This window comes from Nonomuraea coxensis DSM 45129 (assembly GCF_019397265.1).
GTDB lineage: Bacteria > Actinomycetota > Actinomycetes > Streptosporangiales > Streptosporangiaceae > Nonomuraea > Nonomuraea coxensis.
Genome location: NZ_CP068985.1, coordinates 3,122,476 through 3,145,203, shown reverse-complemented (window position 1 = coordinate 3,145,203; position 22,728 = coordinate 3,122,476). Strand labels below are relative to the sequence as shown.

Here is a 22,728-nt window from a genome sequence, read left to right as displayed (position 1 = left end):
GACTCACGGATCGCCTACCCCACAGATGAAGCCCAAGGGTCTTTCCCTCGGGTGCTCGTATTTCCCATGCACAACTGAATGCAGAACACATTAGCGTGCAGGTGGCCCGCCCCCCCGCGCGACCCCTCGGTGGGGTCGCAAGTGGGACGATTGGTCTCGTGGCGTATTTCGACGCGGCCTCGAGCGAGCCGCTCCACCCGCAGGCGCGCGAGGCGCTGCTGGCGGCGATCGACGTCGGCTGGGCCGATCCCGCGAGACTGTACGGCCAGGCCCGCCGCGCGCACCTGCTGCTGGAGCAGGCCCGCACGGAGGTCGCCGAGGCGCTCGGCGCGCGCGCGGACGAGGTGTCGTTCACCGCGTCCGGCACGCAGGCCGTGCATCTCGGCGTCCTCGGCACCCTACACGGAAGGCGCAGGGCCGGACGCCACCTGGTGGTCTCGGCGGTCGAGCACTCCAGCGTGCTGCACGCGGCCCAGCTGCACGAACGCGAGGGCGGCACGGTCGAGACCGTGGGCGTCGGAATCACCGGCAGGGTCGATCCCGCCCGGTTCGCCGAGGCCGTGGCGGGGCCGGGCACCGCCCTCGCCTGCCTGCAGACGGCAAACCACGAGGTGGGCACGACGCAGCCGGTGGCCGAGGCCGCCGCGGCCTGCCGCGAGCACGGCGTGCCCCTGCTGGTGGACGCCGCCCAGACGGCGGGCCGCATGCCGGTCCCCGCGGGCTGGTCGGTGCTCACCGCCAGCGCCCACAAGTGGGGCGGCCCGGCCGGGGTGGGCGTGCTGGTGGTGCGCAAGGGCACCAGGTTCCGCTCGTTCCTGCCGGAGGACGAGCGGGAGCGGCGGCGGGTGCCGGGCTTCGAGAACGTCCCCGCGATCGTGGCCGCGGCGGCGGCGCTGCGCGCGACGGCCGCCGAGGCGGCGGAGGAGCAGGCGCGGCTGTCCGCGCTGGTGGACAGGATCAGGGAGACGGTGCCGGGGATCGTCCCCGACGTGGAGGTGATCGGCGACCCGGTGGACCGGGCGCCGCACATCGTCACCTTCTCCTGTCTCTACGTCGACGGCGAGGCCCTGCTCACCGAGCTCGACCGGGCGGGCTTCGCCGTGTCGTCCGGGAGTTCGTGCACCGCTAGTACGCTTCGTCCATCGCACGTCCTCGAAGCGATGGGCGTGCTCACGCATGGCAATGTCCGGGTGTCACTGCCCAGGGGCGCTTCGGCGGCCGAGGTCGACAGGTTCCTCGGCGTGCTGCCCGAGCTGGTGCGCCGCATCCGCCAGGACGCAGGAGTCGCATGACCGAGGTTACGCAGCCGGCTTTGACGATCGACGCGCTCGGCAAGAAGTGCCCGATCCCGATCATCATGCTCGCCGAGCAGATCAACGCCGTGCCGCTGAACGCGGTGGTGGCGGTGCTGGCCGACGATCCGGCGGCCTACAACGACGTGCCGGCCTGGTGCCGGCTGAAGTCGCACCGCCATGTGGGGTCGTACGAGCTGCCGGGGGGCGGCTGGGCGATACACGTGAGGCGAAATTACTGATTTATCCGGTTTGGCTGGGTAGGGGCTCCTGGTACGCAAGCCGATCGACCGGGGGTGAGCCATGACCGGCGGACACGAGACCGCCCGCGACGTGATGAGCACGGGAGCCGAGTGCATCGGCGCGCACGAGACGCTGGACCGGGCGGCGCAGATGATGCGCTCCCATGGCGTGGGCGCGCTGCCGGTGTGCGGGCCGGACGAGCGCGTGACGGGCATCATCACCGACCGCGACATCGTGGTGAAGTGCGTCGCGGCCGGCCACGACCCCGCCCGGGTGACGGCCGGCGAGCTGGCCACGGGCCTGGTGTGGGTGACGGCGGACACCAGCGTCCAGGAGGCGCTGACGCGCATGGAGGAGCACCGCATCAAGCGGCTGCCCGTGATGGACGGCGACCGGATCGTCGGCATGATCAGCGAGGCCGACCTGGCCAAGCACCTGCCGGACGACCAGCTCGCCGAGTTCGTGCACCGGGTGTACGGGCACGACTGAGCGGGCGCGCGACGACGCCCCCGCCCTCGGGCGGGGGCGTCTCTCGTGTCCGGGGGGCTGTAGCGCGGCTACGGGTGGTGGCAGCGCACGTGCGCGCCGACCTCGGCCGCGGCGTCGGCGCCGTACGCGGCGGCGAAGCGCTCCAGGAAGGCCGTCTGGCCGAGCTCGTACTCCTGGCCGCCGACCCGCTCCAGCACGTGCGTGGCGGTGAGGTTGCCCACCTGGCCGCAGCGCTCCAGCGACAGGCCCCAGGCCAGCGCGGCCAGGAACCCGGCGCGGAAGGCGTCGCCGACGCCCGTGGGGTCGGCCTTGCCGCGCTCGGGCGAGGGCGCGACCTGGATGGAGGGCTCACCCCGGCGGTCGATGACGGCGCCCTTGGGGCCGAGCGTGGTGATCCGGACGCCGACCCTGGCCAGGACCTCCTCGTCGGACCAGCCGGTCTTCTGCTCGATCAGGCCCTTCTCGTAGTCGTTGGAGAACAGGTAGGCCGCGCCGTCGACGAGCTGGCGGATCTGGTCGTCCTCCATGCGGGCGAGCTGCTGGGAGATGTCGGCCGCGAACGGGATGCCGCGCTGGCGGCACTCGTCGGTGTGCCGCAGCATCGCGTCGGGGTCGTTGGGGCTGATGAGCACGAGGTCGAGCCCTCCGACGCGGTCGGCGACCGGCTTGAGCTCGATGAGGCGCGCCTCGGCCATCGCCCCGGTGTAGAACGAGGCGATCTGGTTGTGGTGCTCGTCGGTGGTGCACAGGAAGCGCGCGGTGTGCTGGGTCTCGGAGATGTGCACGGAGTCGCAGTCGACCCCGTGGCGCTCCAGCCAGGACCGGTAGTCGGCGAAGTCGTTGCCGACGGCTCCCACCAGGACGGGCCGCAGACCGAGGCAGCCCATGCCGAAGGCGATGTTCGCGGCGCAGCCGCCGCGCCGGATCTGCAGATCGTCGACCAGGAACGACAGCGACACCCGGTCGAGCTGCTCGGCGATGAGCTGCTCGCCGAAACTGCCGGGGAATGTCATCAGATGGTCTGTCGCGATGGAGCCGGTTACGGCGATGCGCACGGGATTCTTCTTCCTCGTTGTCAGCAGGCCAATGAGCCCCCCGAGAATACGCGAAGGTCCCGCCCGCACAAAGGCGGACGGGACCTGGGCGGCGCAGGCTAGTTGAACGAGTCGCCGCAGGCGCAGGAGCCGGTGGCGTTGGGGTTGTCGATGGTGAACCCCTGCTTCTCGATCGTGTCGACGAAGTCGATGGTGGCGCCCATGAGATAAGGAGCGCTCATCCGGTCGGTGACCACGCTGACGCCGCCGAACTCCGACACGACGTCGCCGTCCATGGAACGATCGTCGAAGAAGAGCTGGTAGCGCAGTCCGGAGCAACCGCCCGGCTGCACCGCGACCCGAAGCTGCAGCCCTTCCTCACCCTGCTGCTCCAGCAGGCTCTTGACCTTCGCGGCGGCCGCGTCGGTCAGGTGCAGGCCCTGCGTCGTGGTCTCGCTGCTCTCAACCGTCATCTCGCTGACTCCCTAACTGGGCTGTCTGTTCTCGACGTCCTATGTATGACGCTACCAACACCCGGCCCATGCCACACATTCCCGGGTCCCTCACCTCCGGGAACAACGGGCTTCCCCGGTGTGTCATAGTGAGTATCGTCTTTCTGACGATAAGTGCCTCATGAGGGGAGTGTGGCCATGACCACCGAGACTGGGCTTCCGCTCTTCGTGCTCGGCCGGGGCGCCGATCCGCACAGTGAGCAGGGCGTCGACTGCCCCGGCGAGCTGCCGCCCGCCTCGGACCCGGGACTGGTGGAGCGCGCCCGCAAGGCCAAGGAGGCGCTGGGCGAGCGGCTGTTCGTGCTCGGCCACCACTACCAGCGCGACGAGGTCATCCAGTTCGCCGACGTGACGGGCGACTCCTTCAAGCTCGCCCAGCAGGCGGCGGCGCGGCCGGAGGCCGAGTACATCGTCTTCTGCGGCGTGCACTTCATGGCCGAGTCGGCCGACATCCTCACCGGCGACGCCCAGAAGGTCGTCCTGCCGGACCTGGCGGCCGGCTGCTCGATGGCCGACATGGCCACCTTCGACCAGGTCGAGGAGTGCTGGGAGGCGCTGGAGGACGCCGGCCTCGCCGGCCGGGTGGTGCCGGTCACGTACATGAACTCCAGCGCCGACATCAAGGCCTTCTGCGGCCGCAACGGCGGCGTCGTCTGCACCTCCTCCAACGCCCGCCGGGCCCTCGACTGGGCCTTCGAGCGGGGCGAGAAGGTGCTGTTCCTGCCCGACCAGCACCTCGGCCGCAACACCGCCGTGCTGGAGATGGGCATGACGCTCGACGACTGCGTGGTGTGGAACCCGCACCGGCCGGACGGCGGCCTGACCCGCGAGCAGCTCGAACGGGCCAGGATGATCCTGTGGCGCGGCCACTGCTCGGTGCACGGCCGCTTCACCGCCGAGTCGGTGGACGACGTCCGCGCCCGCATCCCGGGCGTGAACGTCCTGGTGCACCCCGAGTGCCGGCACGAGGTCGTGCTCAAGGCCGACCAGGTCGGCTCGACCGAGTACATCATCAAGACGCTGGAGGCCGCCCCCGCCGGGTCGAGCTGGGCCGTCGGCACCGAGCTCAACCTGGTCAAGCGGCTGGCGCAGATGTTCCCCGACAAGAACGTCTCGTTCCTGGACCGGACCGTCTGCTACTGCTCGACCATGAACCGCATCGACCTGCCCCACCTCGTGTGGGCGCTGGAGTCGCTGGCGCTGGGCGAGGTCGTCAACCGGATCACCGTCGACCCCGCCACCGCCCACTGGGCGCGGGTCGCCCTGGACCGGATGCTCGCCCTTCCGTAAGGCCGCGCCGGTCCGTCACCCTGCGAAGTCGTAGCCGACCCTGACCGTCACCGCGAGGCTCTGCCGGCCGGGGGCGAACGAGGCCCGGTCCTCGGCGACGGTCGCGGCGGCGAGCGCCAGCGGCTGCGGGCCGCCCCTGACGTCCTCGGCGACCGACACCACCCGGCCGAGCGGACGGCCCGCCAGCTCGGCGTAGCGGGCGGCCTTGGCGGCCGCGTCGCGGAAGGCCCGCGTCCTCGCCTCGGCGAGGGCGGCGGCCGGGTCCGACACCTCGAACGCCACCCCGTTCAGCCGGGCCTCCTCGCCGATCCCGGCGACCGTGTCGATCACCCGGTCGGCCCGCGCCAGGTCGCGTACGACGACCTCGACGCCCTGCGCCGCCCGGTAGGCCGACACCGTCGGGTAGGACTCGTACTCAGGGCCGAGCGACAGCTCGACGGTGCGCACGTCCTCGTCCGCGACGCCCTCCTCGCGCAGCGCCCCGGCCAGGCGGGCGGCGGCGGAGCGGGCCGCGGTGAACGCCTCCGCGGCCGATCGCCTGCGGGCCTCCACGCCCGCGTACAGGCGCAGGACGTCCGGCGCGGCCAGGACCACGCCCTCCCCGACGACGGTGATGTCCACGATGGCGCCCTCCCAAGGACTCCGGCTCCCCCTCATCATCGCGCGCCGCTCATCCCGTCGCCAGGACCGCGTCCACGATCATCCGGGGGTCGCGGAGCTGGAGCCGGCGGCCGGCATGCGGCGCGCGGACCAGCCGGCCGCTCAGCTCCGCCGCCAGCCGCCCGGCGCAGCCGTCGTCGCGGCCCGTGGCGAGGACGGTCACCGGCACCTCGGGCAGCGGCTTGTCCGCGCGGAGCCGGCGCAGGTCGGCGGCCATGCCGCGGCGGGCCAGCCACTCCCCCGCCACCGCGGCCGGCACCTTGCCCATGCGGTAGACGTCGTGCGGGTCCGGCACCCCCGCCAGCCGCCGGTGCGCGGCCGGGCCGGTCAGGCGGGCCAGCACCGCCGCCCCCCACGTGCCGCCGAGCGCGGGCAGGACCCGGCCGAGCGCGTGCGCGCCCGCGGGCGGCTGCCGCCCGTCCGGGCAGACCGGCTCGACGAGCACGAGCGCCGCCACGCACAACGGGTGCAGCCGCGCGAACGCCTCCGCGTGCCAGCACGCCACTCCCTGGGCGACGACGGTGACCCGTTCCGGGTGCGCGGGCGCGAGCGCGGCCAGGCGGGCGGCCTCCGCGTACAGGCTGGGCGGGGCCGGCGAGCGGGGGCTCAGCCCGAGCCCCGGCCGGTCGAAGCGGATGACCCGGCGGGCGCCGGCCAGCCCGCGCGCCACCGCGTCCCAGTGGAACCAGGCGCCGCCCGGCCCTCCCGTGACGAGCACCGCGGGCCCCTCCCCCTCCTCGACCACGTGCGGGGGGCCGTGCCCGGTGACCGGTCCGTCGGCGACGAGCAGGCGCAGCGCCACGTACACCAGCCAGACGGCGACGAGCGTGAGCAACAGGCGGTCGGCGAGGCCCGCGCCGCGCCCCGCGGCCAGCGCGACGCCGACCAGCGCCGTGGCGGCGACCGCCAGCCCGGTCATCACCCAGGCCGCGCCCGCCCGCCACCGCGCCGCGAGCAACGCCATGGCGGCCAGGGCCGACGCCGTGCACAGCGCTCCGGCCGTGAGGTGCGCGAGCCGGCCCGGCGACGGCCCCGTCTCGCCGCAGACGGGATCGCTGAGCACCGCGCAGTCCAGCGGCAGCGCCGCCCCCACCGCGACGAGCAGCCCGTACGCGGCCAGCGCCGCCCACCCCGGCCCCTCCCCCGGCACGCGCGGCACCAGCGCCACGCCGAACAGGCAGGTCACCCCCGCGAGCGCGTCGCTCATCCGGAACAGGCGCGTCCATGGCTGGTCGAGGGCGGCGAGCTCGCTGACGTAGCCGTTGGCACGGTCCACGGCCGGCGTGGTGAACTGGCCGGTGATCCAGGCGCTGCCCAGCACGGCCGCGACGATGAAGGCCGCGGCCGCGAGCACGCACAATCGTCGCTCCACGTGACGATTAGACCACTTAGTGCGATTACAGCCCGGGGGCACCCCATACCGGGAACCATCGGCCGAGATCGGACTCCAGCGGCAACTCGCCGTCCAGCACCCCTCTGACCTGGAGTTCGAGCGCGTTGTCGCGTTTCTGGCCGGGCAGCGGGGCGAACGGGTAGAACGTCCCGCGCTTGTAGAGGTAGACCACGGCGAGCCGGCGCCCCTCGGGGTCGGCGAAGGACACCAGCGAGCACAGCAGCGACGCGCCGAACCCGGCCCCCTCCAGCGAGGAGTTGACCGCGTGCAGCTCGGTGACCAGGTCGGCGACCGCCTCCGGCGGCCGGTCGACCAGCAGCCACGTGTAGCCGTAACCGTCGTCGCTCTGCGCCACGCGCTCGCCGAGCAGCGCCTTGACGTCGCGTTCGAGCGTGGCGAAGGCGCCGCCCTCGGCGGCGCGGAACGCCACCGAACCGAGGCCGGTGGGCGCCAGCCCGGTCGCCGCCTGCAGCGTCACGGCCGCGGACGGCAGCGCGAACAGCGCGTCGAGATCGGGCTTGGCCGGCTTCGACCGGCCGAGCAGCGCGTCGAGCCAGCCCATGCGGCTCAACCCCTTCCAAGCTGCGCGGAGATGCCGGCGAGCTGCTCCAGCCGGCGCTCCAGCGATGGGTGGGTGGAGAACAGGGCCGCGATCGACTGGCCGCCGGACAGCGCCGGGGCGAAGTAGAAGGCGTTGAACGCCGACGCCTCGCGCAGGTCGCGCGTCGGGATCCTGGCCATCTCACCGCTGATCTTCGTCAGCGCGCTGGCCAGCTCGGACGGGCGCTGGGTGAGCAGCGCGCCCGCGCGGTCGGCGGCCAGTTCGCGGTAGCGCGACAGGGCGCGGGTGAGCAGGAAGCTGACGGCGTAGACGAGGACCGAGACGAGCAGGATGATCGCGCCGACCGGGACGCCGCCCTGGCCGTTGTTGCGCCGGCCGCCGAGCCCGCTGTAGAGCGCGAAGCGGGTCATGAGGCCGGCCACGATGCCGAGGAACGACGCGATCGTCATGACCGCCACGTCGCGGTGCGCGACGTGCGACAGCTCGTGCGCGAGCACCCCTTCGAGCTCCCGCGGCTCCAGGCGCCGCAGGATGCCGGTCGTCACGCAGACGACCGCGTTCTTCTGGTTGCGCCCGGTGGCGAACGCGTTGGGGACGTCGGAATCCGCGATCGCCACTCTCGGCTTGGGCATGTCGGCCAGCGCGCACAGCCGGTCGATCATGCCGTGCAGCTCGGGGGCCTCCTCCGGCGAGACCTCCCGTCCGTGCATCGCGAACAGGGCGATGCGGTCGGACAGGAAGTACTGCGCCAGCAGCAGGAGGCCGGCCACCACCAGCACGGTCAGCGCCTGGACGCCCAGGGCGATCAGGACACCGACGAACACCACGTAGAGCAGCCCGAGCAGGAACATCGTCACGACCATCCGGCGGGTGAGGCCGCGGTCGGCCGCGAAGCGCGTGCGCATGGCGCTCAGCCCGGGATGAGGCCTTGGTCGCCCAGCATCTCCCGGACCTCCTCGATCGAGGCGTCCGCGGGGGGAAGGATCAGCTCTGACGGCTCAAGGCTGTCGTCCGGCAGGGACTTGCCCACGTGGCGCACCTTGTCGAGCAGCGCGTGCAGCTTGACGCGGAACGCCTTCTCGTCGCCGGTCTCGATCGCGGCTTCGAGCTCGCTGTCGAGCTCGTTGAGCACGGCGATGTCGTCCGCCGAGATCTCGATCTGGCCCTCGCCCATGATTCTGACGATCATGCGTTCTCCCCCGGCTGACGCAGGTGCTGGGTCTGGCCCTGGCCCTGCTGGTGCGGCGCAGCCTGCTGGTGCGGCTGGGCCTGCTGCTGGGGCTGACCCTGCTCGATCGCCGACTGCGGGGCCGAGCCCTGCCCGAGCTCGGCCTTCATCCGGGCCAGCTCCAGCTCGACGTCCATGCCGCCGCCCATGCGGTCGAGCTCGGCCTGGATGTCGTCGCCACGGGTGCCGGTGACGTCGTCGAGCGCGCCGCTGGCCAGCAGCTCGTCGATCGCGCCCGCGCGGGCCTGCATCTGCGCCGTCTTGTCCTCGGCGCGCTGGATCGCGAGGCCGACGTCGCCCATCTCCTCGGAGATGCCGGAGAACGCCTCGTTGATGCGGGTCTGGGCCTCGGCGGCGGTGTAGGTGGCCTTGATGGTCTCCTTCTTGGTGCGGAAGGCGTCCACCTTGGCCTGCAGGCGCTGGGAAGCCGTGGTCAGCTTCTCCTCCTCCGCCTGAAGGTTGTCGTGCTGGACCTTGAGGTCGGCCATCTGGCTCTGGATGCCGGAACGCCGCTGCAGCGCCTCGCGCGCGAGGTCCTCGCGCCCGACCGACAGCGCCTTGCGCCCCTGCTCCTCAAGCTTCCTGGCGGACTGCTCAAGGCCGTTGAGCTGCAGCTCAACCCGCTTGCGCGACGTGGCGACGTCGGCCACACCCCTGCGCACCTTCTGCAGCAGCTCCAGTTGCCGCTGGTAGGAGTAGTCAAGGGTCTCGCGCGGATCCTCCATCTTGTCCAAGGCCTTGTTGGCCTTGGACTTGAAGATCATCGAAAGTCTCTTCATCACGCTCATGCGCGTCGGCCGTCCCCTTCTAGGTCGTGCTGGTGTTCACCCAATGCAGCGCAGCCGCCTTGGGATTACCCTACGCATAACGCACGAGGGCGTCACTAAGTTGCAGTCCAGGTAGGGTTGAGGTCGTGTTGCGACGCCGTTCCCAGACCTCAGTGGACGACACCCCCGTCCCCGTTGACGATCCTAAGCCCCAGGGTAAAGGACGTCCCACACCCAAGCGCCGCGATCAGGAGAGCCGCAGGCGCCAGCCCGTGCACGCGCCGAAGGATCGCAAAGAGGCCTACCGGCAGATGCGGGCCAAGCAGGCCGCCGAGCGCGACCGCGCCCGCAAGGGCATGCTCGCGGGCGACGAGCGCTACCTCCCGGCCAGGGACAAGGGCCCGGCGCGCAAGTTCGCGCGCGACTGGGTCGACTCGCGGCGGCTGCCCAGCCAGTACTTCCTGCCGTTCTCGCTCCTGATCCTGCTGGCCACCTGGGTGCCGTGGCCCATCGAGATCCGCGCGGCGGTGCTCAACATCGTGATCGCCGTCGGCTGGCCGATCATGATGATCGGCGTGGTGGTCACCGGCGTCTACGTCGCCTGGAAGGTGAAGCGGGAGGTCGCGAGCAAGCTGCCCGGGGAGAGCGTCAAGGGCGTCGGCTTCTACGCGGCCATGCGGGCGCTGCAGATCCGCAAGCTGCGCTTCCCGCCGCCCACGGTGCGGCCCGGCGGCAAGCCGGTCCCCCCGAAGAAGTAGCGGTCCGCACAGGGGCCGCCCCTCGTCGGGGCCGCCTCCTGGGCGTGCACACCCCATCGCGCCTCATCCTGGGCACGGCCCTTCGGCCTGCCTCGTCCAGGGCACACCCCCTCGGCGTGCCTCATGGTGAGCATGCCCGCCATCGGGGCACCTCAACGTGGCCGCTCAGAGGGCGCGCTCCGGCCGCCGCGCGACGTGCCGGGCTCTTCCCTGTCGCCTCGGGCGCTAGCCCCGCGGGGTGCTCCCGGTCTCCCAGCGCAGGACGCCCCGCGCCACGACCGGTCGCCGGCCGTCGAGCGGCGTGCCCTGTTCCAGGGCGTCGGCGACGGCTCGTACCAGCGCGTAGTAGGACGGCATGCGCGGCGTCATGACGCCGTCCTCGCCCTGCCAGGAGAGACCGCCGCCGGCCGAGTCGGCCACGGCGTACGACGACGCGGGCGTGACGGGGTCCGTCGTGACGAGGAACGGGATCCACGTGCTCGCCCAGCCGCCCGCGGCGGGCGGGCGGCACAGCAGCCGCCACGAGTCCCTGATCTGCCGGACGCCGAGGTTGGCGGACCCCTCCGCCCAGAACCCGAACCCGAACGCCCACCTGCCCCGCGAGCCGTTGTGGCGCAGGAGGGAGGCGCGCAGGTCGTCGGGGAAGTCGACGCCCATCTGGGCCTCGGCGACGGCGATCGTCCGCGCCCGGCCCGGGGCGCCGAGCGTCCGGTAGGTGCGGGGGGCGTTCGCCCTGAGCCAGCGCTCGACGCGCCGCCACTGCCGGTTCACGGCCCGCCGGACGTCCGGGTCGATCGGCCGGACGGCGACCGGCCGGGAGGCGGGCGAGCACGCGCTCCCGCCGCCCTGCGGCGTCGGCGTGCCCGGCGGAGAGGCGGGGACGGCCGTGACGTCGGGAGCGCCGGGCGCGCCCGGGGCGGCCGTGGCGGCGAGAGGGGTCTGCGGGACCGACGTGACGGCCGGCGGAGTCCGCGGGGGCGATGTGATGGCCGGCGGGGTCTGCGGGGACGATGGGGCGGCCGGCGGGGTCTGCCGGGACGACGCCGCGCCCAGGGGCGCTCCGGGGATCAGGGCGAGGGCCAGGACCAGTGTCACGAGCGCCGCGATGCCCGCCCAGACCAGGCCCATCCGCGCGCTCCGCACGGACCCGGCCCCGGGCGTGACCGAAGGCTCCGTCCGCCGTCCGGGCAGGCGGGCCCGGCGGCGCAGCCGGATCGCGATCGCGGTCAGGACTGCCGCCGTCAGCGCCAGGCGTACGAGCTTCAGCACGTCGCGCACCCTATCCCGAAACCGATCACCCCATGCGCCGGGATTAAGGTCGGACCTATGGAATTCCGACACCTCGGTCGCAGCGGTCTCAAGGTCAGTGAGATCAGCTACGGCAACTGGCTCACGCACGGCTCCCAGGTCGAGGAGGACGCCGCCAAGCAGTGCGTGCAGGCGGCTCTCGACGAGGGCATCACCACGTTCGACACCGCTGACGTCTACGCCGCCACCAAGGCGGAGGAGGTGCTCGGCCGGGCGCTGAAGGGCGTGCGCAGGGAGTCGCTGGAGATCTTCACGAAGGTCTACTGGCCGACCGGCCCCGGCCAGAACGACCGCGGCCTGTCCCGCAAGCACATCACCGAGTCCGTCAACGCCTCACTGCGCCGCCTCCAGACGGACTACGTCGACCTCTACCAGGCGCACCGCTTCGACTACGAGACGCCTCTGGAGGAGACGCTCAAGACGTTCGACGACCTCGTCCGCCAGGGCAAGGTGCTCTACGTCGGCGTCAGCGAGTGGACCGCCGACCAGATCGCCCAGGCGCTGAAGATCGCGGACGAGATGGGCTTCGACCGCATCGTCTCCAACCAGCCCCAGTACTCGATGCTCTGGCGGGTCATCGAGAGCGAGATCGTGCCCCTGAGCGAGAAGGAGGGCGTGGGCCAGATCGTCTGGTCGCCGATCGCGCAGGGCGTGCTGACCGGGAAGTACCGGCCAGGTCAGCAGCCGCCGGCGGGCTCCCGGGCCACCGACTCGGCGGGCGGCAGCGCGATGATCGCCCGGTTCATGAACGACGACGTGCTGACCCGCGTACAGGATCTCCAGCCGATCGCCGCCGACCTGGGCCTCAGCATGGCGCAGCTGGCGATCGCCTGGGTGCTGCAGAACCCGAACGTCTCCAGCGCGATCGTCGGCGCGACCCGTCCCGAGCAGGTACGCGACAACGTCAAGGCGGCGGGCGTCAAGCTGGACCAGGACGTGCTGCGGCGCATCGACGACGCGCTCGGCCCGATCGTCGAGCGCGACCCGGCCAAGACGACGAGCCCGAACCCGCGGGCGTGACCTCCGTCACACGCTGAGTCCGTCACACGCTGAGAACGACGAGAACCCCTTGGGCCGCGGCCGGGCCCAGGGGGTTCTCGTGTCAGGTCGGCGCTCACTCCTGGCGCAAGGACAGTCCTGTGTACTCGACGCGGTCCTCGTCGAGCAGGGCCACCTGTTCGACGCCCGACTCGAGCAGGTCACGCCAGTTCTCGCCGAGCCAGGACTCCGCGTCCGCCTGGCTGGGGAACACCTCTCGCGGCAAAGGGCGGTCGGTCACCTCATCACCGCTCGCGTTCTCGTAACGCCACCGCCATGTCATGCCACACGCTCCTTATCCGCACGTTCGCCGGCGCGCCTTCCGACGGCAATGGAACCCTACTCCGAGGCCGGGTCGCGGAGGGTGACCCGGCGCGGGCGGCGCCGGGCGGGCTCTCTGTACGCTCGGGCGGTGCAAGTGCTTCTCTCCGGCACGGCGGGCGGGACGGGCCGGCCCGAGCCCGGCTGCCGCTGTGCCTCCTGCGTCTCGTGCTCCGGGCCGTCCGCGGGCCGCCGCCGCCCGTTCGGGGTCGTGGTGGACGGGCGCGTCCCCTTCCTCTTCGCCGACGTGCCGGCCGGTTACCTGGCCTGGGGCGGCGGGCTCGGGCTGAGCGGCCCGGACGGCGGGACGCTGCTGTGCGTGCCTCCGGGGCGGGAGCCTCCCGCGGACCTGCCGGACCGGCTCGACCTCGTCCTCATCGACCTGCTGGACCGGCCGGAACGCCTCGGCCGGCTGCGGCGTACGCATCCGGAGACCGTGGCGGTCGCCGTCGGGCTCGACCACCGGATCCGGTCGGAGGCGGAGCTGGACAGGCGGCTGCGCCTGTGGGGCGCCCTGGCCGTGCCGGACGGGACCGTGCTGCGGACGTCGGCCCCGGGGGCGGGCGGCGGCGCGGGGAGCGGGGGGCGGCGGGCGCTGCTGCTGGGCGGGTCGCGTTCGGGCAAGTCCGCCGAGGCCGAGCTGCGGCTGGCGGCGGAGCCGTACGTGACCTACGTCGCGACCGGTCCCAGCGGCGCGGGGGACGGCGAGTGGGCGGCCCGCGTACGGGCGCATCGGGAGCGCCGCCCCGCGCACTGGGACACCGTCGAGACCACGGACCTGGCCGCGGCCGTCTCCGGGGCCACCATGCCGCTGCTCGTCGACGGTCTCGGCACGTGGCTGGCGGCGGTGTTCGACGAGCACGGGGCCTGGGAGGGCGACCGGGAGCCGGTCCTGCGGCGGTGCGACGAGCTGGTGGCCGCCTGGCGGCAGGCGCCGCGGCCGGTGGTGGCGGTGTCGGACGAGGTGGGGATGGGGGTGGTGCCGGCCACGGCCAGCGGGCGTGCCTTCCGCGACGCGCTCGGGCGGCTGAACGAGCGGCTCGCCGCCGAGTCGGAGTACGTCGCCCTCGTCGTCGCGGGCCGCGTCCTGGAGCTCTGAGCCCTGCCGGAGCCCGGGAGCGCGGGAGCCCGGGAGCGCGGGCCGGGGTCAGGGGCGGAGGGCGCGGGCGTACCAGCGGCCGTCGAGCCGGTCCACCTGCAGGGGCCGGCCGAAGCACTCGGAGAGGTTGGCCGAGGTGAGCACGCCGGCCACCGGCCCGGCGGCCAGCACCCTGGCGTCGCGCATGAGCATGGCGTGGGTGGTCGTCGCCGGCACCTCCTCCAGGTGGTGGGTGACGGTGATGGTGGTGAGGACGGGCCGGGTGGCGGCGAGGTCCTCGACGGCGGTGATGAGGTCCTCGCGGGCCGGCAGGTCGAGCCCCGCGAACGGCTCGTCGAGCAGCAGCACCGCCGGATCGGCCATGAGCGCCCTGGCCACCCGGATCCTGGCCCGCTCGCCCTGGGAGCACACCCGGAAAGGCCGGTCGGCGAGGTCCTTGCAGCCCAGGTCGGCGAGCAGCCGGTGGGCCCGGTCGCGCTCGGAGTCGCCGTACTTGTCCCACAAAGGAACGCTCGTCCCCGTGTGGCCGGTGAGCACCACGGTGAGGGCGGTCGCGCCCTCCTCCTCCATCAGCTCCTCGTCGACGAGCCGCTGGCTGGCCGCGACCAGGCCGAGGTGACGGCGCAGCTCGCGCAGGTCGACCCGGCCGAGCCGGTGCCCGAGCACCTTCACCGTGCCCGCGCTGGGGTGCCGTACGGCGCCGGCCAGCGAGAGCAGCGTCGTCTTGCCCGCTCCGTTGGGGCCGAGGACCACCCAGTGGTCGCCGTAGTCCACCTGCCAGTCCACACCGTCCAGCAGCGTCTTGCCGGTGACCCGGACCGCTACGCCTTCGAGTTCAACCACGTGCATCCCGCCACCCTAGTGGCCCTAGGATCGTCCGTTATGCGGCGCCTCACGGACGGACTGCGGTTCGCGGCCGGCACGCTCAGCGTCTTCCCCGTGCGTGTCGAGCGGGTCGACCGGCAGGTCGCGGGGCAGGCGATGACGCTGGCGCCGGTCGTCGGGCTGGTGCTCGGCGCGGTCGCCGGGCTGCCGCTGTTCCTGCCCGTTCCCCCGCTGCTCGGCGCGGGCCTGGCGGTGGGCCTGCTCGCGCTGCTGACCCGTGGCCTGCACCTGGACGGGCTGGCCGACCTGGCCGACGGCCTGGGCAGCGGCAAGCCCGCCGACGAGGCACTCGGGATCATGAAAAAGTCGGACATCGGGCCGTTCGGTGTGATGACGCTGCTGCTCGTGCTGCTCGTGGACGTGGCGGCGCTCGCGGGCACCGGGTACGCGGCGCTGGTGACCGCCTGCGTGGCGGGGCGGCTGACGCTGACCTGGGCCTGCCGTCCGGGCGTGCCCGCCGCCCGGCCCGAGGGGCTGGGGGCGGCGGTCGCCGGGTCGGTACGCCCGGCCGCCCCCTGGCTCGTCACCCTGGCCGCCCTGCTCGCCTGCGCCGGCCTCGGGCTGAGCATCGACGCCGGCACGTGGGACGGGGCGCCACGGACGTGGGCGTCGGCCGCCGCCGAGTGGCTGACCGGCGCCGACGAGCGGGCACCCGAGCCCGGCCTGGCCTACACGAGGCTCCACGACTACGCCGAGAGCGTCATGGGGACAGGGAACGGCTCCAGGTGGGATCTCTGGTGGCAGCACGGGGCGATGTCGTCCGACGGGATCGTCCTCGCCGAGGCGACCGTGGGATACGGGCTGGGCATGCCGGCGTTCCTCGCCCTGCCGATCGCCCTGCTCGCCGGTCTGCTGGCCGCCCTGGCGCTGCTCCGGCAGGCCCGCCGCCGCCTCGGCGGGATCACCGGCGACGTCCTGGGCGCACTGGTCGAGACCGCCACGGCGGCGACGCTGGTGGCGTACGCCGTCGCGGGCTGAGCAGCCGGCTCGCACGGCGCGCCGAGGCCGCGGCCCTGGACAGAGGGCTCGGGCAGGGCTCGGGCAGGGCTCAGACGGCGGGCTCGGTCGTGGGGGCGGGTTCGCGTGGCGCGGGCGGGGCGGGCGGGCGGGCCGGGGCGAAGCGGAGCAGCAGGGCGCCGACCACCGCGAGCAGCACCCATCCCACCAGCCCGGTGATCCCGACCAGCACCTCGTTCGGCGGCGAGGCGGGGTCGCCGAGCAGCAGGACGCCGGGGGCGACGGCGTTCAGCGACCCATGGGCGACCACGGCGGGCCACACGCTCCCGGTGCGCAGCCGCAACCAGCCGAACAGCACTCCGGCCAGCACGCAGAACCCGACGAAGTACAGCGCCGCCCAGGACCCGAGCCGCGGGTAGTTGTAGCCGAGCAGGGTGAGCGGCGCGTGCCAGAGCCCCCAGATCACGCCCGACAGCAGGAGCCCGGGCAGGACCCCCTTGGCGGCGACGAGCCGGGGCAGCAGCCAGCCGCGCCAGCCCCACTCCTCGCCGAGCGCGGGGATGGCGTTGAGCAGGGGGCCGGCCACCGCGCCGAGCACGAACTGCAGCGTGAGCACCTGCCCGAGGTCGCCGGGCACGGGCGCGCCGCGCGACTCGTACGCCTCGCGCAGCAGGCCCAGCCCGTCGAGGTCGAGGGTCATGAGCCCGGCCGCGACGCTGAGCACCAGCGCCGCGAGGATCAGCAGGGGCACCCCGATCCAGGTGCCGAGGACGTACCGGCCGGTGCGGCCCTTGCGCTCGCCGAGGGTGAGCCCGGTCTCCCTGGCCCACTGCCGGAACGGCGCGCGCGTGAGCGCCCACGCCCCCAGCACGCCTGCGGTGGGCGTGAACATCATCAGCGTGGCCATCCCGGTGGTCAGCGGCGAGCCGAGCCCGCCGCCGAACCAGAGGGGCAGCGCGACCGCCCAGGACAGCCCGAAGGCGAGGACGAGGAAGACGACGAGTGGTTTTTTCATGAGTCGACCCGCTCCGCGATGAGGGCGTTGATGAGGGAGGCGCCGCGCGCCGCGTCGTCGACGCTGACGGCCAGCCGGCCTCCCGACCGGTAGCCGATGACCAGGCACTCGCCGCCGCGCAACATGATGGTGGCCCCGCCGGGCAGCCCGCGGAAACCCCATCCGCCGACCTGGCTGGGGTAGCGCTCCTCCGACCAGGCCGACTCGATCTTCGACAGCGGGATCCGGCGGGCCGGCACCCTCAGCACCCCGATGCCGATGACGACCCGGTCGCCGCCGACGCGCACCGACGCCTGGGTGGTCAGCAGCCCGACCACCAGGACGATGAGCAGGCCGGGCAGGATCGGGCCTGCCACGCTCCCGTCGGTCACGCCGAGCAGGTGAAGGACGCCGAGCACGAGGAGCGCGGCGGCGGCGGCCACGGTGATCATGGTCAGCCAGGGGTTGGAGACGTGGCCGACCCAGACGGCCCGCTGGCCGGGACGCAGGCGCAGGCGCGGCGGCTCCCGGCGCTCGTCGCCGGCGTCGTCCGGCTCTCCCCTGCCCAGGTAGCCGGCGAGCAGGGCGGCGGCGAGCGCCGCGGCGATGACCAGGAGCGGGTGCACGAACCCGAGCGCGGCCGTCGTCCAGTCGGTGACGTCGAGGTTGGCCGTGACGGTGGAGACGTTGATGCCGGCGGCGAGCACGCCCAGCCCGAACAGCGCGCCCCACCAGACCATGCGGCCCTGCCTGCGGGCCAGCGTTCGCCCTCCGGCGGCCGTGACCAGCGCCACGATCCAGGGCACCACCCAGAACAGCGTCACGGTGAGCACGTAGGCGGTGAACGACTGGGAGCCGTCGGGGCGGTCGCCGGGGCCCCAGTGCGTGGCCAGGGGGTCGGGCAGCCGGTCGCGCAGCGCGAGGGGCAGCCCGATCTGCGCGGCGGTCACGAGCAGGCCCCAGGCCGTCGCCGTCACTCGGGGGTTCATGGGAGCTCCTCCAGGATCGTGATGAGGTCGTCACGGCCGTAGCCGTATCTCCGGGCCTCCTCCAGCAGCTCGCGGGCGCGCTGGACGAGCAGCGCGCGGCCCGCGACCTGCTCGGAGGCAGGTCCCGCGACGCTGACGCCCCGGCCGCGCCGGAACTCCAGCAGGCCCTCGTCGCGCAGGTCGCGCAGCGCGCGCAGCACGGTGTTGGGGTTGATGCCGAGCGCCTGGGCGAGGTCCCTGGCGGGAGGCAGGCGGTCTCCCGGGAGGCAGGAGCCGTCCCCGATGGCGCGGCGGATGGCGCCGGCGACCTGCTCGTGCAGGGGCCGGGCGTCATTGAGGTCGAGCGTCAGCAACATGATGCTAATGACACTAGCACCATGTCTCAGAAAACGACAGCCGCCACTGATTTGTAGGATGAACCCCTGTTTGTGAGTAGCCAGAAGACGTGGATAGCATCGGTTTACGTGACCACTGTGCGGCTGAACTCAGCAGATCCCGTCTCTCTCGACACCGACGCGTTGATCGTCGGCTTCACGACGGGCCAGGACGGACCGACCCCCGCCGCGGGCGCCGAATCCCTCGACGCGGCCTTCGGCGGCAAGCTGGCCGCCTCGCTCGGCGCGGTCGCCTTCACCGGCAAGAGCGGCGAGCTGGCCAAGCTGCCCACCTTCGGAGCGGTCACCGCCCCGCTGCTGGTCGCGGTCGGCCTCGGCGACTCCTACGACGCCGAGGCCCTGCGCAGGGCCGCGGGTGCCGCCGTCCGCTCGCTGGCCGGCACCGCCCGCGCCGCGCTCGCCCTGCCCGCGGCCACGCCCGAGGAGGCCGAGGCCGTCGCGCTCGGCGGCCTGCTCGGCGCCTACTCCTTCGGCCGCTACCGCACCACCGGCGACCAGAAGGAGCCGGTGGCGGAGCTGACCGTGCTCTCCGGGCAGCCCGGGTCCGCGGTCGAGCGCGCCCAGGTGCTCGCCGCCTCCGTCACGCTCGTCCGCGACCTGGTCAACACGCCGCCCTCCGACCTCTGGCCGGCCAAGTTCGCCGAGATCGCCGAGCAGGTGGGCGGCGAGGCCGGGCTGAGCGTCGAGGTGCTCGACGACAAGCAGCTGCGCGACGGCGGCTACGGCGGCCTCATCGGCGTCGGCCAGGGCTCGGTCAACCCGCCGCGCCTGGTCCGCCTGTCCTACACGCACCCCGAGGCCACCAAGACCCTCACGTACGTCGGCAAGGGCATCACCTTCGACTCGGGCGGCCTGTCGCTCAAGCCGTCCGCGGCCATGGACTGGATGAAGTCCGACATGGGCGGCGCGGGCGCGGTGTTCGGCGCGCTGGTCGGCATCGCCCGCCTCGGCCTGCCGGTCAACGCCGTCGGCTACCTCTGCCTGGCCGAGAACCTCCCGAGCGGCACCGCGCAGCGCCCCTCCGACGTCATCCACAGCTACAGCGGCAAGACCGTCGAGGTGCTCGACACCGACGCCGAGGGCCGCCTGGTGCTGATGGACGGCATCGCCCGCGCCGCCGAGGACGACCCCGACCTGATCGTCGACGTCGCCACCCTCACCGGCGCGCAGATCGTCGCGCTCGGCTGGCGCACGGCCGGCGTCATGTCCAACGACGACGCCGTCAGGGAGCTGGTCGTCGAGGCCGCGGGCGCCGCCGGCGAGAACGCCTGGGGCATGCCGCTGCCCGAGGAGCTGCGCAAGGGCCTCGACTCCCCGATCGCCGACATCGCCAACCTCCACCCCGAGCGTTTCGGCGGCATGCTGACCGCCGGCATCTTCCTCAAGGAGTTCGTGCCGGACGGCGTCCGCTGGGCCCACATCGACATGGCCGGGCCCGCGTTCAACAAGGGCGAGCCGTACGGATACATCCCCAAGGGCGGCACCGGCGCGGTCACCCGCACCCTGATCGGACTCGCCGAGCGGCACGCGAGCATCTGAAACAGATGAAAAGATGAGCCATCACGAACACCCCGACCAAGGAGCCTTCCTGTGGCCTACGACATCGTCGTCCTAGGTGGCGGCAGTGGCGGTTACGCCTGCGCGCTCAGGGCCGCCGAGCTGGGCAAGTCGGTCGCCCTGATCGAGAAGGACAAGATCGGCGGCACCTGCCTCCACCGGGGATGCATCCCCACGAAGGCGCTGCTGCACTCGGCCGAGGTCGCCGACGAGACCCGCGAGAGCGCGTCCTACGGCGTCAGGGCCCGCTTCGAGGGCATCGACGTCCAGGGCGTGCACGCCTTCAAGGACAAGATCGTCACGCGGGCCTGGAAGGGCGTGCAGGGCCTGCTCAAGGGCGCGGGCGTGACGATCGTCGAGGGCGAGGGCCGGCTGGCCGGCGCCAACCGGGTCCAGGTGGGCGAGGAGGTCTACGAGGGCCGCAACCTCGTCCTCGCCACCGGCTCGGCCCCGCGCTCCCTGCCCGGCCTGGAGATCGACGGCGAGCGCGTCATCACCAGCGAGCACACGCTGCGGATGGACCACGTGCCGAGCTCCGTGATCGTCCTCGGCGGTGGCGTGATCGGCGTCGAGCTGGCCAGCGTCTACCGCTCGTTCGGCGCCGAGGTGACGATCGTCGAGGCGCTGCCGCACCTGCTGCCCGCCGAGGAGGAGTCGAGCTCCAAGCTGCTGGAGCGGGCCTTCCGCCGCCGCGGCATCAAATACGAGCTGGGCGTCTTCTTCGACGGCGTCAAGACCACCGAGACGGGCGTCGTGGTCACCCTGGCCAACGGCAAGACGCTCGACGCCGAGCTGCTGCTCGTCGCCGTCGGGCGCGGCCCGGTCTCGGCCGGCATGGGCTTCGAGGAGCAGGGCATAGCCCTCGAGCGCGGCGCGGTCGTCGTCGACGAGCACTGTCGCACCTCGGTGGCCGGCGTCTACGCCATCGGTGACCTGATCCCGACGCCGCAGCTCGCCCACGCCGGCTTCGCGGAGGGCATCATGGTGGCCGAGCACATCGCCGGCCTCAACCCGCCGCCCATCAACTACGACGGCGTGCCGCGCATCACCTACTCCGACCCCGAGGTGGCCTCGGTCGGCATCACCTCGGCGCAGGCCGCCGAGCGCGGCATCGAGATCGTCGAGCAGGTCTACGACCTCGCGGGCAACCCCAAGAGCCAGATCCTCGGCACCTCCGGCGCGGTGAAGGTCATCGCCCAGAAGGACGGCCCGGTCGTCGGTGTCCACATGGTGGGCCGGCGCATCGGCGAGCTCGTCACGGAGGGCCAGCTGATCTACAACTGGGAGGCGCTGCCCTCAGAGGTCGCCCAGCTCATCCACGCACACCCGACCCAGTCCGAGGCGATGGGTGAGGCGATGCTGGCCCTGGCCGGCAAGCCGTTGCACGTACACAACTAGTCCAGCCCTCGAGATCAGAACGCGAGAGAAGAATAACGATGCCGGTCTCCGTACAGATGCCCCAGCTCGGCGAGAGCGTGACCGAGGGCACCGTAACCCGTTGGCTGAAGAAGGAGGGCGAGCGCGTCGAGGCCGACGAGCCGCTCCTCGAGGTGTCCACCGACAAGGTCGACACCGAGATCCCGTCGCCGTCCGCGGGCGTCCTCACGAAGATCGTCGTCGCCGAGGACGAGACGGTCGAGGTCGGCGCGGAGCTGGCCGTCATCGACGAGAACGCCCAGGAGGGCGCGGCCGCCCCGGCCGCCGAGGCCCCGGCGCCGCAGGCCCAGCCCGAGCCGGAGCCCGAGCCCGAGCCGGCCCCGGCTCCGCAGGCCAGCTCCATCCCGCAGCCGGCGCCCGCGCAGGCGACGCCGCCGCCCGCTCCGGCCCCGCAGCCCGCCCCGCAGGCCCAGGCGCCCGCCCCGGCTCCGGCCCAGCCGGCCGCCGAGCCTGCGCCGATCCCGTCGTCCGGCGAGAGCCCCTACGTCACGCCGCTGGTGCGCAAGCTCGCCAACGAGCACGGCGTCGACCTCGACGCGATCAGCGGCACCGGCGTGGGCGGCCGCATCCGCAAGCAGGACGTGCTGGAGGCCGCCAAGGCGCAGCGCGAGAAGGCCGCCCCGGCTCCCGCCGCCGCTCCGGCCGCTCCCGCCGCCCAGGCCCCGGCCGCGCAGGCGCCGGTCGCCGCGGCGCCCGAGCCGGTCGAGGTCGACACCACGCTGCGCGGCCGCACCGAGAAGATGACGCGGCTGCGTCAGACCATCGCCAAGCGCATGGTCGAGTCGCTGCAGACCGCCGCGCAGCTCACCTCGGTCGTCGAGGTCGACGTCACCAAGATCTCGCAGCTCCGGGCGCGGGCGAAGGACGACTTCTTCCGCCGCGAGGGCGTGAAGCTGACCTTCACCCCGTTCTTCGCGATGGCCACGGTCGAGGCGCTCAAGCAGCACCCCAAGCTCAACGCCACGATCAACAACGAGACCAACGAGGTCACCTACTTCGACGTCGAGAACCTCGGCATGGCGGTCGACACCGACCGTGGCCTGCTCGCGGCGGTCGTCAAGAGCGCCGGCGACCTCAACCTCGCCGGTCTGGCCCGTAAGATCACCGACCTCGCCGAGCGCACCCGCAACAACCAGGTGACGCCCGACGAGCTCACCGGCGGCACGTTCACGCTGACCAACACCGGCAGCCGCGGCGCGCTGTTCGACACCCCGATCCTCAACCAGCCGCAGGTCGGCATGCTCGGCACGGGCGCGGTCGTCAAGCGTCCCGTCGTGCTCGACACGCCCGAGGGCGAGGTCATCGCGGTGCGCTCGATGGTCTACCTCGCGCTGACCTACGACCACCGCCTGGTCGACGGCGCCGACGCCGCCCGCTTCCTCACGACGATCAAGCGTCGGCTGGAGGAGGGCCGCTTCGAGGCGCAGCTCGGCCTCGCGTAAGGCTCCGCCCAAGGCTCCGCGCGCGACGGCCGGGCGTTCCCCTCGGGGGCGCCCGGCCGTTCCGTGTCCTATCCGGGG

Annotated in this window: 25 protein-coding genes; 11 read left to right on the top strand and 14 right to left on the bottom strand. The window is 73.0% G+C overall.

Annotated elements, in window-relative coordinates:
* Positions 1-158: 158 nt before the first annotated feature.
* From Nocox_RS14635 to Nocox_RS14625, 3 genes are all read left to right on the top strand, one after another.
* Positions 159-1,292: a cysteine desulfurase family protein gene (locus Nocox_RS14635; protein WP_020541593.1), complete on the top strand. Its 1,134-nt coding sequence runs from the start codon at positions 159-161 to the stop codon at positions 1,290-1,292.
* Positions 1,289-1,534 (top strand): sulfurtransferase TusA family protein, encoded by a 246-nt coding sequence (locus tag Nocox_RS14630; RefSeq protein WP_026214000.1) that lies wholly within the window; start codon positions 1,289-1,291, stop codon positions 1,532-1,534. Before Nocox_RS14635 ends, Nocox_RS14630 begins: the two co-directional genes overlap by 4 nt.
* Before the next feature lie 61 nt (positions 1,535-1,595).
* Complete coding sequence (locus Nocox_RS14625; RefSeq protein WP_020541591.1) at positions 1,596-2,024, top strand: CBS domain-containing protein; 429 nt, start codon at positions 1,596-1,598, stop codon at positions 2,022-2,024.
* Positions 2,025-2,092: 68 nt separating this feature from the next.
* Here the strand turns inward: Nocox_RS14625 and Nocox_RS14620 are convergent, their stop codons facing one another.
* Both Nocox_RS14620 and erpA read right to left on the bottom strand, forming a co-directional pair.
* Complete coding sequence (locus tag Nocox_RS14620; protein WP_020541590.1) at positions 2,093-3,079, bottom strand: carbohydrate kinase family protein; 987 nt, start codon at positions 3,077-3,079, stop codon at positions 2,093-2,095.
* A gap of 98 nt (positions 3,080-3,177) precedes the next feature.
* Positions 3,178-3,531, bottom strand: a complete 354-nt coding sequence (gene erpA, locus Nocox_RS14615; protein ID WP_020541589.1) for an iron-sulfur cluster insertion protein ErpA — start codon at positions 3,529-3,531, stop codon at positions 3,178-3,180.
* 177 nt (positions 3,532-3,708) lie between these two features.
* On the opposite strand from erpA, the gene nadA reads away from it, so the two are divergent.
* Complete coding sequence (gene nadA, locus Nocox_RS14610) at positions 3,709-4,860, top strand: quinolinate synthase NadA (protein ID WP_026213999.1); 1,152 nt, start codon at positions 3,709-3,711, stop codon at positions 4,858-4,860.
* Between the two features lie 15 nt (positions 4,861-4,875).
* Here the strand turns inward: nadA and Nocox_RS14605 are convergent, their stop codons facing one another.
* From Nocox_RS14605 to Nocox_RS14580, 6 genes are read right to left on the bottom strand one after another with little or no spacing between them, the layout of a single operon-like run.
* Positions 4,876-5,481 (bottom strand): SIMPL domain-containing protein, encoded by a 606-nt coding sequence (locus Nocox_RS14605; RefSeq protein WP_020541587.1) that lies wholly within the window; start codon positions 5,479-5,481, stop codon positions 4,876-4,878.
* Positions 5,482-5,530: 49 nt separating this feature from the next.
* On the bottom strand, positions 5,531-6,892 hold the full coding sequence (locus tag Nocox_RS14600) for an alpha/beta fold hydrolase (RefSeq protein WP_157382871.1): 1,362 nt from the start codon (positions 6,890-6,892) through the stop codon (positions 5,531-5,533).
* A 25-nt stretch (positions 6,893-6,917) separates the two neighbouring features.
* A complete protein-coding gene (pspAB, locus tag Nocox_RS14595) occupies positions 6,918-7,475 on the bottom strand; it encodes a PspA-associated protein PspAB (protein WP_020541585.1) in 558 nt (185 codons plus the stop codon).
* Between the two features lie 5 nt (positions 7,476-7,480).
* Positions 7,481-8,380: a zinc metalloprotease HtpX gene (htpX, locus tag Nocox_RS14590; RefSeq protein WP_020541584.1), complete on the bottom strand. Its 900-nt coding sequence runs from the start codon at positions 8,378-8,380 to the stop codon at positions 7,481-7,483.
* A gap of 5 nt (positions 8,381-8,385) precedes the next feature.
* A complete protein-coding gene (gene pspAA / locus Nocox_RS14585) occupies positions 8,386-8,664 on the bottom strand; it encodes a PspA-associated protein PspAA (protein WP_020541583.1) in 279 nt (92 codons plus the stop codon).
* Positions 8,661-9,467 (bottom strand): PspA/IM30 family protein, encoded by an 807-nt coding sequence (locus tag Nocox_RS14580; protein ID WP_020541582.1) that lies wholly within the window; start codon positions 9,465-9,467, stop codon positions 8,661-8,663. The genes pspAA and Nocox_RS14580 overlap by 4 nt, the downstream gene beginning before the upstream one ends.
* 275 nt (positions 9,468-9,742) lie before the next feature.
* On the opposite strand from Nocox_RS14580, the gene Nocox_RS14575 reads away from it, so the two are divergent.
* Positions 9,743-10,228, top strand: coding sequence for a DUF3043 domain-containing protein (locus Nocox_RS14575; protein WP_020541581.1), 486 nt, complete (start codon positions 9,743-9,745; stop codon positions 10,226-10,228).
* 225 nt (positions 10,229-10,453) lie between these two features.
* On the opposite strand, the gene Nocox_RS14570 is transcribed toward Nocox_RS14575, so the two are convergent.
* Positions 10,454-11,497, bottom strand: coding sequence for an SMI1/KNR4 family protein (locus tag Nocox_RS14570; RefSeq protein WP_157382870.1), 1,044 nt, complete (start codon positions 11,495-11,497; stop codon positions 10,454-10,456).
* A gap of 57 nt (positions 11,498-11,554) precedes the next feature.
* Between Nocox_RS14570 and Nocox_RS14565 the strand changes: the two genes are divergently transcribed.
* Positions 11,555-12,556, top strand: coding sequence for an aldo/keto reductase family protein (locus Nocox_RS14565; protein ID WP_020541580.1), 1,002 nt, complete (start codon positions 11,555-11,557; stop codon positions 12,554-12,556).
* Positions 12,557-12,650: 94 nt separating this feature from the next.
* On the opposite strand, the gene Nocox_RS14560 is transcribed toward Nocox_RS14565, so the two are convergent.
* Positions 12,651-12,857 (bottom strand): hypothetical protein, encoded by a 207-nt coding sequence (locus Nocox_RS14560; protein WP_020541579.1) that lies wholly within the window; start codon positions 12,855-12,857, stop codon positions 12,651-12,653.
* Between the two features lie 129 nt (positions 12,858-12,986).
* Between Nocox_RS14560 and Nocox_RS14555 the strand changes: the two genes are divergently transcribed.
* Complete coding sequence (locus tag Nocox_RS14555) at positions 12,987-13,994, top strand: bifunctional adenosylcobinamide kinase/adenosylcobinamide-phosphate guanylyltransferase (protein WP_026213995.1); 1,008 nt, start codon at positions 12,987-12,989, stop codon at positions 13,992-13,994.
* A gap of 48 nt (positions 13,995-14,042) precedes the next feature.
* Here Nocox_RS14555 and Nocox_RS14550 read toward each other — a convergent pair whose 3' ends face one another.
* Positions 14,043-14,843: an ABC transporter ATP-binding protein gene (locus Nocox_RS14550; protein WP_020541577.1), complete on the bottom strand. Its 801-nt coding sequence runs from the start codon at positions 14,841-14,843 to the stop codon at positions 14,043-14,045.
* Between the two features lie 33 nt (positions 14,844-14,876).
* Between Nocox_RS14550 and Nocox_RS44155 the strand changes: the two genes are divergently transcribed.
* A complete protein-coding gene (locus Nocox_RS44155) occupies positions 14,877-15,857 on the top strand; it encodes an adenosylcobinamide-GDP ribazoletransferase (protein ID WP_020541576.1) in 981 nt (326 codons plus the stop codon).
* Positions 15,858-15,927: 70 nt separating this feature from the next.
* Here the strand turns inward: Nocox_RS44155 and Nocox_RS14540 are convergent, their stop codons facing one another.
* The 3 genes from Nocox_RS14540 to Nocox_RS14530 are packed head-to-tail and all read right to left on the bottom strand — an operon-like array spanning position 15,928 to position 18,175.
* The gene (locus Nocox_RS14540; protein ID WP_020541575.1) at positions 15,928-16,851 is read right to left on the bottom strand and encodes a CPBP family intramembrane glutamic endopeptidase; all 924 of its coding nucleotides are present in this window, start codon (positions 16,849-16,851) and stop codon (positions 15,928-15,930) included.
* Positions 16,848-17,819: an SdpI family protein gene (locus Nocox_RS14535; protein ID WP_157382869.1), complete on the bottom strand. Its 972-nt coding sequence runs from the start codon at positions 17,817-17,819 to the stop codon at positions 16,848-16,850. The genes Nocox_RS14540 and Nocox_RS14535 overlap by 4 nt, the downstream gene beginning before the upstream one ends.
* Entirely contained in the window at positions 17,816-18,175 is a 360-nt protein-coding gene (locus tag Nocox_RS14530) for a GntR family transcriptional regulator (protein WP_020541573.1), read from the bottom strand. The genes Nocox_RS14535 and Nocox_RS14530 overlap by 4 nt, the downstream gene beginning before the upstream one ends.
* A 108-nt stretch (positions 18,176-18,283) precedes the next feature.
* Here Nocox_RS14530 and Nocox_RS14525 point away from each other — a divergent pair, with 108 nt between their 5' ends.
* Genes Nocox_RS14525 through sucB form a run of 3 tightly spaced genes read left to right on the top strand, consistent with a single transcriptional unit; the run spans position 18,284 to position 22,650 of the window.
* Positions 18,284-19,753, top strand: coding sequence for a leucyl aminopeptidase (locus tag Nocox_RS14525; RefSeq protein ID WP_026213994.1), 1,470 nt, complete (start codon positions 18,284-18,286; stop codon positions 19,751-19,753).
* A gap of 51 nt (positions 19,754-19,804) precedes the next feature.
* Positions 19,805-21,169, top strand: coding sequence for a dihydrolipoyl dehydrogenase (lpdA, locus tag Nocox_RS14520; RefSeq protein WP_020541571.1), 1,365 nt, complete (start codon positions 19,805-19,807; stop codon positions 21,167-21,169).
* A 38-nt stretch (positions 21,170-21,207) separates the two neighbouring features.
* Positions 21,208-22,650 carry a 2-oxoglutarate dehydrogenase, E2 component, dihydrolipoamide succinyltransferase gene (gene sucB, locus Nocox_RS14515; RefSeq protein ID WP_020541570.1) on the top strand — a complete coding sequence of 481 codons (1,443 nt, stop codon included), beginning with the start codon at positions 21,208-21,210 and terminating at the stop codon, positions 22,648-22,650.
* Positions 22,651-22,728: the final 78 nt, after the last annotated feature.

Bases quoted from the DNA above. Each gene is read 5' to 3' on its own strand.
- Nocox_RS14535 (WP_157382869.1), bottom strand. From the start codon at position 17,819: ATGAACCCCCGAGTGACGGCGACGGCCTGGGGCCTGCTCGTGACCGCC.
- Nocox_RS14540 (WP_020541575.1), bottom strand. From the start codon at position 16,851: ATGAAAAAACCACTCGTCGTCTTCCTCGTCCTCGCCTTCGGGCTGTCC.
- Nocox_RS14630 (WP_026214000.1), top strand. From the start codon at position 1,289: ATGACCGAGGTTACGCAGCCGGCTTTGACGATCGACGCGCTCGGCAAG.
- nadA (WP_026213999.1), top strand. From the start codon at position 3,709: ATGACCACCGAGACTGGGCTTCCGCTCTTCGTGCTCGGCCGGGGCGCC.
- Nocox_RS14625 (WP_020541591.1), top strand. From the start codon at position 1,596: ATGACCGGCGGACACGAGACCGCCCGCGACGTGATGAGCACGGGAGCC.
- htpX (WP_020541584.1), bottom strand. From the start codon at position 8,380: ATGCGCACGCGCTTCGCGGCCGACCGCGGCCTCACCCGCCGGATGGTC.
- sucB (WP_020541570.1), top strand. From the start codon at position 21,208: ATGCCGGTCTCCGTACAGATGCCCCAGCTCGGCGAGAGCGTGACCGAG.
- Nocox_RS14580 (WP_020541582.1), bottom strand. From the start codon at position 9,467: ATGATCTTCAAGTCCAAGGCCAACAAGGCCTTGGACAAGATGGAGGAT.
- Nocox_RS14560 (WP_020541579.1), bottom strand. From the start codon at position 12,857: ATGACATGGCGGTGGCGTTACGAGAACGCGAGCGGTGATGAGGTGACC.
- Nocox_RS14565 (WP_020541580.1), top strand. From the start codon at position 11,555: ATGGAATTCCGACACCTCGGTCGCAGCGGTCTCAAGGTCAGTGAGATC.
- pspAB (WP_020541585.1), bottom strand. From the start codon at position 7,475: ATGGGCTGGCTCGACGCGCTGCTCGGCCGGTCGAAGCCGGCCAAGCCC.
- pspAA (WP_020541583.1), bottom strand. From the start codon at position 8,664: ATGATCGTCAGAATCATGGGCGAGGGCCAGATCGAGATCTCGGCGGAC.
- Nocox_RS14550 (WP_020541577.1), bottom strand. From the start codon at position 14,843: ATGCACGTGGTTGAACTCGAAGGCGTAGCGGTCCGGGTCACCGGCAAG.
- erpA (WP_020541589.1), bottom strand. From the start codon at position 3,531: ATGACGGTTGAGAGCAGCGAGACCACGACGCAGGGCCTGCACCTGACC.
- Nocox_RS44155 (WP_020541576.1), top strand. From the start codon at position 14,877: ATGCGGCGCCTCACGGACGGACTGCGGTTCGCGGCCGGCACGCTCAGC.
- Nocox_RS14530 (WP_020541573.1), bottom strand. From the start codon at position 18,175: ATGTTGCTGACGCTCGACCTCAATGACGCCCGGCCCCTGCACGAGCAG.